This is a genomic window from Paraburkholderia agricolaris (genome assembly GCF_009455635.1).
GTDB classification, from domain to species: Bacteria; Pseudomonadota; Gammaproteobacteria; order Burkholderiales; family Burkholderiaceae; genus Paraburkholderia; species Paraburkholderia agricolaris.
This window is the reverse complement of record NZ_QPER01000002.1, coordinates 2,712,547-2,725,488: the sequence shown is the minus strand read 5'-3', so window position 1 is coordinate 2,725,488 and position 12,942 is coordinate 2,712,547. Positions and strand designations below refer to the sequence as shown.

The 12,942-nt window shown below is 63.5% G+C and carries 10 protein-coding genes; 1 reads left to right on the top strand and 9 read right to left on the bottom strand.

Going from position 1 to position 12,942, the window contains the following annotated elements:
* Positions 1-152: 152 nt before the first annotated feature.
* The 5 genes from GH665_RS33460 to GH665_RS39300 all read right to left on the bottom strand — a co-directional run bounded on the left by GH665_RS33460 (position 153) and on the right by GH665_RS39300 (position 5,857).
* On the bottom strand, positions 153-1,757 hold the full coding sequence (locus tag GH665_RS33460) for a TolC family protein (RefSeq protein ID WP_153141379.1): 1,605 nt from the start codon (positions 1,755-1,757) through the stop codon (positions 153-155).
* Positions 1,744-3,810, bottom strand: a complete 2,067-nt coding sequence (locus tag GH665_RS33455; RefSeq protein WP_153141378.1) for an FUSC family protein — start codon at positions 3,808-3,810, stop codon at positions 1,744-1,746. The genes GH665_RS33460 and GH665_RS33455 overlap by 14 nt, the downstream gene beginning before the upstream one ends.
* Entirely contained in the window at positions 3,791-4,840 is a 1,050-nt protein-coding gene (mdtN, locus tag GH665_RS33450; RefSeq protein WP_153141377.1) for a multidrug transporter subunit MdtN, read from the bottom strand. Before mdtN ends, GH665_RS33455 begins: the two co-directional genes overlap by 20 nt.
* On the bottom strand, positions 4,837-5,166 hold the full coding sequence (locus tag GH665_RS33445; RefSeq protein WP_153141376.1) for a hypothetical protein: 330 nt from the start codon (positions 5,164-5,166) through the stop codon (positions 4,837-4,839). The genes mdtN and GH665_RS33445 overlap by 4 nt, the downstream gene beginning before the upstream one ends.
* A 211-nt stretch (positions 5,167-5,377) precedes the next feature.
* On the bottom strand, positions 5,378-5,857 hold the full coding sequence (locus GH665_RS39300) for a hypothetical protein (RefSeq protein WP_246216449.1): 480 nt from the start codon (positions 5,855-5,857) through the stop codon (positions 5,378-5,380).
* Here GH665_RS39300 and GH665_RS33440 point away from each other — a divergent pair.
* On the top strand, positions 5,856-6,458 hold the full coding sequence (locus tag GH665_RS33440; protein WP_246216448.1) for a hypothetical protein: 603 nt from the start codon (positions 5,856-5,858) through the stop codon (positions 6,456-6,458). The genes GH665_RS39300 and GH665_RS33440 overlap by 2 nt on opposite strands.
* A gap of 160 nt (positions 6,459-6,618) precedes the next feature.
* Here the strand turns inward: GH665_RS33440 and GH665_RS33435 are convergent, their stop codons facing one another.
* The 4 genes from GH665_RS33435 to GH665_RS33420 all read right to left on the bottom strand — a co-directional run bounded on the left by GH665_RS33435 (position 6,619) and on the right by GH665_RS33420 (position 12,854).
* Entirely contained in the window at positions 6,619-7,638 is a 1,020-nt protein-coding gene (locus GH665_RS33435; protein WP_153141374.1) for a DMT family transporter, read from the bottom strand.
* Between the two features lie 31 nt (positions 7,639-7,669).
* Positions 7,670-8,299: a TetR/AcrR family transcriptional regulator gene (locus GH665_RS33430; RefSeq protein WP_153141373.1), complete on the bottom strand. Its 630-nt coding sequence runs from the start codon at positions 8,297-8,299 to the stop codon at positions 7,670-7,672.
* Positions 8,300-8,405: 106 nt separating this feature from the next.
* A complete protein-coding gene (locus GH665_RS33425; protein ID WP_153141372.1) occupies positions 8,406-11,054 on the bottom strand; it encodes a fused MFS/spermidine synthase in 2,649 nt (882 codons plus the stop codon).
* Positions 11,055-11,171: 117 nt separating this feature from the next.
* Entirely contained in the window at positions 11,172-12,854 is a 1,683-nt protein-coding gene (locus tag GH665_RS33420) for an arylsulfatase (protein ID WP_153141371.1), read from the bottom strand.
* Between the last annotated feature and the right edge of the window lie 88 nt (positions 12,855-12,942).

Below are 12,942 nucleotides of genomic sequence, written 5' to 3'. Positions count from 1 at the left end.
TCAATCGCGTTTGCGCGTTTGCTATATTGGCCGGAGCGGCGAACCCAGTCTCCCCTCAATGTCGAGGTACACCGGCTGGCCGTAGTGTCCTCGCACAATGGCCGATTACCAGACCTGTTCTGCCGTGGATCGCGATTCCCGCCGACCACGACTCACCAGCTGTCGCGCATCGGAATCGACTCGATCGATCCGGTCGCCAGCGCGAGCGCCGCCGCAGCCGCCAATGCACTGCTGTAACTATCCGCGTCCGCGTTCTTCGCTGCGAGTAATTGATTCTGTGCGAGCAGCGCGTCAGTGATCGAACCGACTCCTTGCCGATAAGCGTCGAACGCGGCGTTGTAAGTCGTCTGCGCTGCGGCGAGCAGTTCTTTTGCCGCGGCCTGCGCGGCAAGGCTCGTCTGCAGCGTATTCTGCGCGGCGACGATTTGCCTGACGGCTTCTTCACGGCTTCGGGTAAGACGGGTCGACGCGCTGTCGGCATCGTTGCGCGCCTGCGCGAGCACCGCCGACCGCAAGCCGCCGTCGTACAGCGGAATCGCCACGCCGACGATCACGCTGCCGCCGTAGCGGCCGCCGCTCAGGTTCACCGTCGGCAGTTGCTGGCCGATAGCGGGAACCGCCGAAATCGACGAACTACCGGTGTTGTACGCACCGTTCGCCGAGAGGAATACCTTCGGCATGAAGTCCGATTCGGCTGCTTTCACTTTCGCGAGATTGACCCGTTCGGCCGCATAGGCGCTCAACACGTCCGGGCGTCTCGCGATGGCGGTCGACACGATCTGGTCGATCGAATCGTTCGTCATGGCCGGGAGCGTGTGCGCCGGCATCTCCGCGATCTTGGGCTTGGAGAGCGGGGAAATCCCCATCGCGGCAATCAGTGCGAGATAGCTGTTGCTTTCGGCGCCCTGGGCCTGGACGAGCGCGAGCCTGGCCTGTGCGCGATTCTGGTTGGCCTGCGCCACCTCGATGACCGTGCCGATGCCGTGCTTGTAGCGCGACTGTGCCGCGGCCAGGATCGCTTCGGCATTGCCGAGGCCTTGCTGCGTGGTGGCGATGCGGGCGCGCGCGGCCTGGTACGTGTAGAACGCGACGCTGACGTCGAAAATGATCTGCTGGTGAACTGCGGTGAAGGCGATGTTCGCCATCACCGATGCCTGCGAAGCGGCCTCGACGCGGGCGGCGCGGCCGCCGAAATCGAACAGCAGCCATTGCAGCGCAACCACTGAAGTCATGCCGTGCCCGGTTGCGCTTGACGACGAATCGCCGAGCACGGAGCTGGTCGAATTATGGAGCCCGGCGTATTGGCCCATCGCCGCGACCGAAAGTTGCGGAAGGTACGCGCTCTTCGCGATGCCGGCTGCGAGCGCGACATTGCGCGCGTCGTTCCACGCGATGCGGGTCAGCGGGTTTGCCGATTCAGCGAGATCGATCAGTTCGGGCAGGTCGTAGGCATGTGCCTGCTCCAGTGCCGGTGGCGGCGGTACGGCGGCGAGGGCCGGATTCGCCGGGAGTTCGTAGCCGCGAGGGGAGCTGGCCGATGCGGCGGCTGGTGCAACCGGGCCAGCTGAAGCAGCCGACCCGGCAGCCGACCCGGCAGGCGCCTTTGGCCCAGGCACGATGGCGCCGGCCGCATCCGTCTGCGGTTGCCACGGACGGTCGGGGCTATCAGGCGCCATGTCCAGCGACGACGTGGCGCATCCGGTCAAACCCGCGGCGGCCAGGATCGCCAGTGCGAATGAAGGGTTAAGCCGGCGCATGAGTGGCGAGTCCCTTCGCTGCGTCGTTCAACGCAGCGTGTTCGAGTTGAGTGAGGCGTGCATCGCCGAGATGATGCAAAGCGATACGTGTGTCGTCATCGGCTGTTGTTTCGGGCAAGGCCGCACTGGAGGCGATGGGCAAGGCCGCGTCGTGTTCCGGCTCATCCACGACCCGCTTGAGCCAGTGCTCAACCATGGCATCGCCCGGTCGACGCTCGGCGAGCAGGAACATCGGCCCTTCCAGTGCATCGAGCCTGGCCAGCGCGGCGCGGCGTTCAGCGATCCACTGCGCGTCGGGGCGGACCCACGATGGCTCGTAATGCATCAGCGCGAGGTCCTGTTCAAGCGCGCCGCACTGAGCCATGACGCTTGCGGCCTGGGCGCGGCGCGTGACGGCGTCGGGCAGCGCGGCGAGCCGCGCCCACTGCTGGCGCAGCGTGGCGAGCCCGGAGTCGACACGCGCGGCCACGGTGACCGGCCACACGCGCGTGAAAATCAGATAGACGACCACATTGCCGATCAGAATCCCGATCGTGCGATCTCGCGCGAGCGTCAGATCGTAGCCCGGCGCTGCGCCCTGCAACACGCACATGAAGAACACCAGGGCGATCTGGAAGCCGGCATACGCAATCCGTGGCGAACCGAAAGCGATCCACGCCGACAGCCATGCGCCGATCAGCACGAGCGTCATCAAGCCGGCGACGGACGTCAGCACCGGTGTCACGAATACGATGGCCGCGATACCGAGCACGGCGCCCACGAGGCAACCGGCGATCCGCAGCGTCATCTTCTCGACGGTCTCGGCGGTGGTGCCGAGCGACACCATATAGACCGTGATGAAGCAGGTGTGGATGCCGGGCCAGTTGATCTGCGAATAGAGCAGATAGCAGAACATGGCCGCCACGGTGGTTTTCAGCGCGTAGCGGACGTGATCGGGATTGCTGAATGCATCCGGGAGGAAGAACCCGCCGCGCTTGCCAGCGGGAGGCTGTGTGGTGCTGGCTTCGCGTTGAGCTTGGGGTTGTGCTTCGGCTTCGACTGCGGTTTCGGCTTTGTCTTTACTTATTGCATCGGTGTGTGCTTCGACCACCGCGAAGCGGGTGATCGCATCCTGCAGATCTTCGACGACGATCCTCGCAAGCGGCGTCAGGTCGGCCGTGCCAGGCAGGCTGAGTTCAATGTCGACCGGATAGCCGCCCGCCTCGAGCATCCGGGCCATGTTTTCCAGCGTTGCGGCGATCGGCGTGGCGAACGATGCCGGCAGCCGCGCCGACGGTTCGCGCGCCGCGAGATCCGCTGCGACGAGGAGCGCCAGGGTCGACGACACGGCTTGCCGCAGCGGCGCAACATCGGCACGTACCGATGAGCCGTCGACGACCGAAAGTTTGAGCCACGTGCCGATCTCCGCATCGCCTTCGCGCAGGCATGCGCTCAGCGCGTTGGCCGTCGCTTCGGGTTCGACGAGGCTCTGCGCCGTGAGCCGCAGACGCTTCGCCAGCGCGCGGCCGGCGAGCTTGCGCGGCGACGGCGCGATCAACAGGTTGACGCCGATCGATACACCGATCGGAATCGCAACCATCAGCCACGCGTAGAGCAGGGCGCGCGTCGCCACTTCGCCGAACGGAACGCTGCCGAGTTCGTCCAGTGCAAAGCCGACGATCATCGCGATGATCGCGCCCACCGGCCGCAGCTTGCTCGCCGAGGTCACGAACAGGAGCCCGAACGATAGTATTGCGATGCATGCGACCCGCCACATGGGATCGTCGAGCGCAAACATGGCCACTACCATGACGACCGCGATGATCAACGAGACCAGCACGAGCAGGGCCGAACCCAGCACCACGCTCAAGACCCGGTCGGGCCGGTTCAGAAAGAACACCACGTAGGCGGAGATCGCGGCTTCAGGCGTGCCGTATGCGCTCGTTACAAACGCCGTCAACGCGCAGATCAACGCGATGCGGGTTGCCATTGCCGCGCGCCCGGGATAGGGCGCGAGCAGCTTCAGGATATCGGCGGGGCCCGGTCGGGCGATGTCACCGGCAGGCTGCGCCATGCCGGACCTCGACTATCGCACTCGCACCGATCCGCACCAGCCGGGCGGCCGGTTCGTCGAGCCGCACCCGCACGGGAAAGCGCTGGGCGACCCGCACCCAGTTCACCGATTGCTGGACAATCGGCAAGGTGCGCGGCAGGTTGATCCGGTCGGAATCAGCCACGCCAGCGCTGATGCCGACCACCTCGCCGCGAATCGCCTGGCTGCGGTCGATCATGGAGTACACGGTTGCGCAATCGCCCGGCTGGATTCGCGCGAGCGCGCCTTCGCGGAAGTTGGCGACAGCGAACCATTCGTCCGCGTGGACCAGCGTGAAAATCGATTGATGCGGTGCGACGGTCTCGCCCGCCAGCACCGATAGCCCGGTAACGAAGCCATTCTGCGGCGCACGCACGACGGTGTCTTCCAGGCCGCGCTGCGCGAGTGCGAGCGCGGCTTCGCGCGCATGCACGGTGGCGACGGCGCCGGCCTCGTCGCCGATCGTCTGCGCGGTGGCCTGCTTCTGCTCCTGCGCCTGTTTGAGCGATAGCGCCGCATCGTGTTGCGCGACCTGCGCCTGATCCAGTTGCTGGACCGGCACGTAGCCCTTCGCCACCAGCGGCGTGAGCCGTTGCACGGTGCGCGAGGCCAGTTCGTAGTTGTGTGCCGCTTTGCCGGTCTGGTCGCCGGCAATGGCCGCATTGGCGCGCTCGCCGACCAGCGACCTGCGCCGCGTATCGAGCGCCGCGCGAGCCACTTCGAGATCGGCCTGGGCTTGCGCGACCGCCAGCCGGTAAGGCACGGGATCGAGCTCGAAGAGCACGTCGCCCTTGGCGACCCGCTGGTTCTCCTGCACCGGCAGCCGGATGATCCTGCCGCCAACGGGCGATGCGACGCGGACGACGTCGGCGTCGATCGTGGCGTCGTCGGTGGAGGGGAAGCGGGTGGTCCGGTCATAGCCGTACCAGGCCGCCGCGATGCCGAGCACGACGATCACGGCCGCGATCACGCGGCCTTTGACGGAGACTTTGCGCAAGCCGGCGATTTTCATAAGAGCTGTCCTGTTCCCGAAAGCCAGAAGAGCACGGCGACCGTCAGACCGATTGCCAGGCACACAGAGAGCTGATACGGGACGATCTGCGCCCACCCCGTGGAGACGAAGATCCGATGGGCGATGACGGCACCGACGAATCCGGCTACCGCGCTCACTAGCCAGAGCGGGAAATAGGCGCCGAAGATTTCATACGACGGCGCGCCACGCAGCGCGCATCCCTGCAAAGACAGGCTCAGGGTAAGGACGGTCGCGACGGCCGGAAGAATCGGCGCGCGGTGCGCGAGCGAGGCGCGGACGCCTCCAGGTTTTGGCTTGAACGGCATTGCGGCGTCGCGAAGAGTGTGAATGCGTTAGCGGAGCAACGGGATCACGGCACTTTACCAGTGCGCCCGTTTCGTTTCGACTCTTTCCCGCGTGCCGGTTTGGTGCAGCGGCTATTGCCAGTCATTTGCCGGTTCCAGATCATTGATATTCATGCATATATCCGTATTTGAAGCGGGCGCGCGCTATGCGTTGCGAATAATACGCATCGTCTCAGTGACAGCGTGAATCGAAAAAAATGCTTTCCGTCAAGTCTGCGTTATCGGAAAGCCGTTCTTCAATAATTGTTAAAGACTTTTCTTTCGCTGCCGTATACAAGATTGCGCGATTTTGCGCAGGGTAAATCGAGATCCAACCAATCATTTTGCGGCATTGAGAATCCGCACTCTGAACTAATAAAATGAAAATGAAATCAAAATCAAAATCACTTCTACTCGTTTCAATGCTGGGGTCATTGATGCTTGCCGCGTGCGGCGGCGGAGGCGGCGGCGATAGCAGCACGCCGACCGCGCAATCGGCCAATACGCCGGCCGCCGTTCCGGCATCGACGCCGGCCGCCACACCGGCTTCGACGCCGGCGCCGGTCTTGACCGGTGAGGCACTGCCGAGTCTGAGCGCTCCGCAGGCCGGTTCGACGGCCGCTACCGGCAACGGTTCCGAAGGCATCTGGACACAATCGGGCGCGTCCAGCATGACGGCTTTCCTGGACCCGGCCGGCAATCTTTCTTATATCAGCGGCGTGTTCTCTTTCGTCATGGGGACCTTCTTCGGAACGATCTCCACGACAGCACCGAACTGGACGTTGAACAGCGGCTTCGAGACGTTCAGCAGCCTTAGCTACGCGGCTAGCCTCGGAAGCGGCACATTCGCCGCGAACCAGACCTTCACGGGCAGCTATACGGCCAATAGCAAGGTCGTGAATCTCGCGTTGAACTACGACCCGGCGAATGCGCTCGCGGTCACCCAGTCGAGCGTCGCGGGCACGTGGGCACAAGGTCAGACTACGATCACGGTCGACAATGCCGGCGGCTTCACCGGCACGATTCAAGGTTGCGGTGTTGCCGGCACGCTGGCGCTGACCACGCCGGGCTCCAGCAAGAACCTGTATACGATGAGCCTGACGGGCACGACGGCCGGCTGCTCGTTGCGCCCGGGCACGACCTACACCGGCAGCTCGGCGATCACGTTCCTGCCCGTTTCCGGCAGCACGACGTTGTACAAACGGAGCATCGTCTATCTGTTCAAGGCGACTGACAACACGCTGGTCGGCTACGGTCAACTGACGAAGCAATAAGGCGGTTCGCGGCCACGGCGCGCGTTGGCATGCCGTGGCCCACGGTGGTCCGTCTGCGGCCTCCCGGGTTGGCCGGCTGCATCAGGCAGGTGTCAAGGCACCAGGGCGTCAAGATGGCAAAGGCCAGCCTTCCGACTTTGGGTGGAACGTGTTTGGCGCGCTAATTTTGCGGCACAGGCCGCCGAGCCTGGCGTCGCAAGTAGAGATTGTTGAAAATCAGCGCGGCGCCGGTCATGCATGCGCCGGCGATTTGCCAATGTCCCGGGACCACACCGGTCAGCGAAGACACGACGAAAGTCGTCACCGGTAATACGTCCATGAACAGAACGCCGTTGAGCGGGGTGAGAATCCTGTTACCCATGTTCCAGAACAGGATGGCGAGAAAGCCGGCGATTGGACCCATATAGAGAAGGTGCGGGACGATTGCGTGCAACGCGCCTGCCGATGGCACCGGCACAACGTGAAGCGCAAACAGCAACACGTTCAGTCCAATAATCGTGGTGAGTCCGAGCCAGGTGGTGATGGTCGTGTATTTGAGTGCGGACCAGTTTTTGAAGTGAGATGCGCTAAAGGTGTATATCACCCAGCACAGCGCGCCGAGAACGATTAACGCATTCGCCGAATAATGCTGCGGTTCACGCAGAACGGCTGCGATATTCCCTTTGGTCACCACAAGCGAGACGCCGGCGAACGACATCAGGATAAATAGAAAAGAATAGAGTGGCGGCCGGCGTTTGCGCACGATCGCGTTGACGAGCAGGCCCATCATCGGCTGCGTCGCCATCATGATCGAGGCAGTCAGCGCGCCTTCGCGCCCCGCCAGTTGCTGCCCCAGAAAGACGAAGGATCCGAATCCGCAAAAGCCGACCGATCCGAGCAGCCACGCCAATGCCAGCGATTCCCCATTCGCCTTCAGCGCGTTCGTGCCTTCTCTCGCCAATAGCAGGGCAAGGAACGCTGCACCGGCGATCAGGTATCTGAGCGACGTGAACGTGAACGGGTCGACATGCACGAGGGCGCTCGTCATCACGGGAAACATGATGCCCATCAAGACGGTCGCCAATACGCAAAACGCGACGCCCTTCCAGTAGCCGCCATGGTTCGACTGCGCAGCCTGGCTAACCGGTTGGGCAGCAGCGGCCGGCACCGGCGTGGCCAAAAATTCGATGGATTTATTCATGAACGATCGTTCCAGAAATAAGCAAAATTTTTTAGACCAGCGCTCGCATCGTCATGTCGACGATCGACACCAGTTCGCTCTTACTGACATTCACTTTGCCTAGTACCCGCAAGCCCTGAACCATGCAGAGCAGGAAGTTGCCGACAGACTGCTCGTCGAGCTCCGCGCTGAATTCCCCCGCCTGCTGGCCCCGGACCACGGCGGCCACAAGATGGGAGGCGATACGTCTCAATGTGGTTTCGATGTGCGGGCGCAAAGCCTCGTCGGCCGGCAGCATCTCGATGGCGGCGTTCGTGATGAGGCATCCGTGGCGTCCCGACAGTTTGCTGGCGACCTCGGTGTAATGCAGCAAAGCCTCGCGAAGTGCTTCCCGCGGCGGCAGATCGACGGCTAGCCGTTCTTTCAGGCGAGCAATGGCGCCTTCCGCGTAACGGTCGAAGGCAGCGACAAGAAGCCCGTGCTTGTCGCCAAACGTGCTGTAGAGGCTGGCACGGAAAAGACCCGTGGACTGACATAAGGATTCAATCGACGTGGCATGGTAGCCCTGTTCCCAGAAGACTTTGCCGGCAATTCCGGTGACTTCGTCAAGATCGAATTCGCGCGGCCGTCCACGTTCGGACAGCGGCGTGGAGGGGCGGGTAGAAGAGGAGGGGCGTCTCATGGTGAAACTATATTAAGACTGATCGTTCTTAAATTCAAGTGCGATCGGCAGCAGTCGAAAAGACGGCGCGTCTGTCGAGCCCGGCTCACGTACGCTTACGCGGCACCTAGTTAGCGTCGCCGATGAGCCACCGGTAGTAAGCGTTGTCCGGGTCCGCGCGCACGGCATCGCCGATGTCCTGCGCCCAGGCGTGCCGGTCGCCTTTGTAGGCATCCAGTCCGGCCGAATAGAAACTCTGCAATGCATTGCGCGAGTTTTCCATGGCGGCGCGCAATGCATCGTCGGCACCTTGCAATGGCGGGGCCGTTCGAAGTGCCAGCAGGTGGGTCAGCGTCGTAGGGAAGGCGTCCTCGCGAACCCACGTGGCGTATTCGATGCGCGGCTGGTCGTCGGTCACCGCTTGGGCGTCCGCGGCGTAGTACGCGAGGCCGGCGCGGTCGGTGATCCAGGTGGCCAGCAGCGCCGCCGGCGATGCAATGCCTACTTCTCGCAGTGCCGCCGCGACCTGCGGTTGCGCGAAGCGCGCTTCGATTCGCGGCACGTCCAGTTCGAGCGGCTGCATTGAGCCGACCAGCATCATCTCGTGCAGCTCCGTGGTCCACAACGCGGCGTGCGGAAACACCTGGATGAAACTCTGGATCAGCGAGCGCGTGTCCTCTTCATTCTGGGTCGGCAACGGCAGCCATTGCGCGACGATGCCGCCTTGCTGCAAGCGCGACGCCGCCAGGCGGTAGAAGTCCGTGGAGTACAGATTGACGATACCCGCGGCCGAGGGCGGCGGCGGCTCGAGCGTGATCAGGTCGTAGTGTTCGGCATTGCGCAGCAGTTCGCGCCGTCCATCACGCATGCGGATATCCATGCGCGGATCGGTGCTCATCGCGTAATTGCCCTTGAACTGCGGCGCGGCGCGCACAACGGCTGGCAATAGTTCAGCGACCGTGCGGTGTTCCAGCCCAGGCCAGGTGAGCAGCGCACCGCCGGTGATACCGGTGCCGAGTCCGATAACCAACGCCGTACGCGGGGTCTCGCGATGGATGATCAAAGGCAGTAGCGCTTGCAGGCGCATGTATCGGAGCGAACTCAGGGTGTCGCCGGAGTTGGAGACACCCTGAATATAGAGCCGCCGGAATTGCCGCTGGCCGGCATGTTGTTCGACGACGGCCACCGTGCCTCCCGCGCTCTCTTCGTAGAAGCTCAGATTGCCGCCGCGTGAGTCGGCGAGCAGGGTGGCGAGCCGGTCGGATGGCGTCACGATCATGGTGACGAGCGCGAGCACGGCAAGGACCGGTACGCTCCAGCGAGCGAACGGCCGCACGTCCGGGCCGCGCAGCACGGCGGCGAGACTGACGGCGGCCGCGAGGATGGCAAGCGCCGCGAGCGTGTGAATGAGGCCCAGCTTCGGGACGAGCACGAAACCGCTCAGCAGGGTACCGGCGATCCCCCCGGCGGTATTGAGCGCCACGACGGCGCCGACGTCGCGCCCCGTGTGACGGTTGTCCACGTTGAGACGCAACGCGAAGGGGAAGGCCGCGCCCAGTAGCAGAGTAGGGAGAAAAACGATGCATAGGGCTGCTACGGCGAAGCCCGCGCACATGGCCGTCAACAGACTGCCGGTGGCACCGGATACCGCATTGCGCACGAGACTTTGCCAGTGCAGCAATGCGTTGCCCAGCACGGCGATTTCCAGCAGCGCGACCAGTCCGGCCGATACGATCAGCACCGCGAACGCGCCCCACGGATCGCGCGTCCGATCGGCATGACGCGACGCCAGTGCGCTGCCGAGCGCGAGGCCCAGCAGATAGGTGGCCAGCACCACGGCGAAGGCGAAACTGCGCGTGCTGATGAACTGCACGATCACTTGCGACCATACGACCTCGTAACCGAGCGCGACGCCGCCGGCGATCGCGTAGAGCGCGAGCGCAAGGCGGCCCTTCGACGCGAGCACGGGAGCCGGTGAGGACGCGCCATGCGTGACATCCCCGAAAGACTGCCCTGAAGCGATGGCCGGTGCGGACGACCCGGCTGCCGGCACCAAAGCCTGCTGGGTGCGCCCGAGCAATGCGGCAACGAGTGCCGCACCGGCATTCAGCGTGGCCGCGGCGCAGGCACTGCCCAGCACGCCGAGCCAGGGGATCAGGACAAAACTCGCGGCCAGCGTGCCGGCAATCGCGCCGGCCGTATTGGCTGCATAAAGACGGGCGCCGGCGCGGCCTATATTGGCCGCGGCGGGGCACAGCGCGCGCATCAGCACGGGCAGCGTGCCGCCCATCAGGATGGCGGGCAAGCCGACCAGGACGAAGGGGATGGCCCACGCCAGCGGTCCGATCCGATCCTGCAGCAACGCAAACGGTGCGGCGGCGTGCGGCAGCAGCCACGTGCTGGCGACGGCCAGCACCAGCACGCCCGCTTCGAGCAGCGCGTACAGACGCAACGGTCGAAGAAGCCGGTCCGCCAACCTGCCGAAGACCCAGCCGCCTAATGCAAGACCCGCAAAAAAAGCACTGACGCCGGTGGTGACGGCTTGCACCTCAACGCCGACCACCAGCGCGAGTTGCTTGATCCATAAAACCTGGTAAATCAGCGACGCTGCACCGGAGGCGAACAGCAGCAGCAACGGCCACGCAATCTGCAAACGCTGATTGGCGGCGTGGTTGCCGGTCTCCTGCAGGTGTGTGTCGTCGCGACGCTGCGCGCGTTCATGTGCACGGCGCTCACGGCGTGAGCTTTTGGCACGGTTGGCCAGCGTTTGAGTCATGGGGCGATGTGCGTCGGGAGAGGGTGAACTGATTCCGGACCGGTTTGACGTGGCTTGAAGCGCTTGCGTCCGCCGGCCGAAGCCGGCGGACGCAACTGCACGACATCACACTACGTCTTACTCGAGTCCGCGCTTCCTGAAGGACTCGTCGATCTTCTTGTCGACCTGTCGGCGCACGCCGTCCACGCTGAAGCTCGCGGGCCGCTGGCTTGGCGGATAGTCGACGAAGCTCTGCAGGAACGTCGACGCTTTCATGGTGGCGATGCCGGTCAGATAGGCGTTCTTCGTGAGCCAGTCGTTGTACTGATCCGACGTGATATCCGCGCGCTCATAAGGATCCATACGCAGGTTGAAGATCTTCGGCAGACGCAGACAGACGAACGGGTCCTGCCAGATGTTCAGGTTGCCCTTCGCGCGCTGCTCGCAGAAGACCGCCTTCCACGCATTGCCGTCCTGATCCCAGCGCATCGCGACCAGTTGTCCGTCGTCGTCGAAATAGTAGAACTCGGTACGCGGGTCCTTGGTGGTCTGCCCAGTCAGGAAGGGCAACTGGTTGTAGCCGTCGAGGTGAACCTTGAAGTTCGCGCCGCCCGACTTGGGTGCCCATCCCTTCAGGAGCCGGTCCTTCACGCCGCCGTCGCCGGCAGCAGCGAGCAGGGTGGGGAACCAGTCGAGCCCCGAGAACATCTGGTTGGACGTTTCGCCCGGCTTGATATGGCCCGGCCATCGCACCATCGCCGGGACCCGGAATGCGCCCTCCCAGTTGGAGTCCTTCTCGCTGCGGAACGGTGTGGTCGCCGCGTCAGGCCACGAAAATTGATTCGGCCCGTTGTCGGTCGTGTACACGACGATGGTGTTTTTGGAAATATTCAGATCGTCCAGCAGCTTGAGCAGTTTGCCGACGTCCTGATCGTGCTCCCACATGCCGTCGGCGTATTCATTGCCGGGCATGCCGCTCTTGCCTCTGAATTCAGGCCGCACGTGCGTGAAGACGTGCATACGGGTGTAGTTCATCCAGACGAAGAAGGGCGTGCCGGTCTTCGCCTGCTTGCGGATGAATTCTTCCGCATGAGCGCCGGTTTCGTCGTCGATGGTTTCCATCCGTTTGGCGGTGAGCGGGCCGGTGTCCTGAACCTTGCCGTCGGACGTGCTGTGAATGACCCCGCGCGGCGAGAAATTCTTGACGTACGGATCGTTCTTATCCTTTGGCCAGTACGGACGTTCGGGTTCTTCTTCGGCATTCAGGTGATACAGGTTGCCATAGAATTCGTCGAAGCCGTGGTTGGTGGGCAGGTACTCGTTCTTGTCGCCCAGGTGGTTCTTGCCGAACTGGCCGGTCGCGTAGCCGAGCGATTTGAGCGCTTGCGCAATCGTGATATCGCCTTTCTGCAAACCGACCGGTGCACCTGGCGCGCCGACCTTGGACAGCCCCGTGCGCAACGGCGTCTGGCCGGTAATGAACGAAGAGCGCCCCGCCGTACAGCTATTTTCGGCGTAGTAGTCCGTGAAGATCATTCCTTCATTAGCAATGCGATCGATATTGGGCGTTCTGTAGCCGACGACCCCACGCGTGTACGCACTAATATTCCCTTGCCCGACGTCGTCGCCGAAAATCACGAGAATGTTGGGTTTCGCCGATGTTTTGGCGGCCGGTGGTGGTGCGCTCGTGGGCGCCGGTTTGGCCGGCGCCTGAGTCTGCGCGGGCGCGTTGATGGATGGAAGAATCAATGCAGCGAACGCGGCAAGTGCGATAACTGTCGCCCCGGCTGCGTAGCGCCCCTTTCGCAGGAACATTCTCATCGTGTCGCTCCAATGGAGTTGACTTCGGTTCACCCGTTACGCGTTCCTTGCGCGCGGGTTGCCTCGTCGCGGCCGCAACCTGTACGCG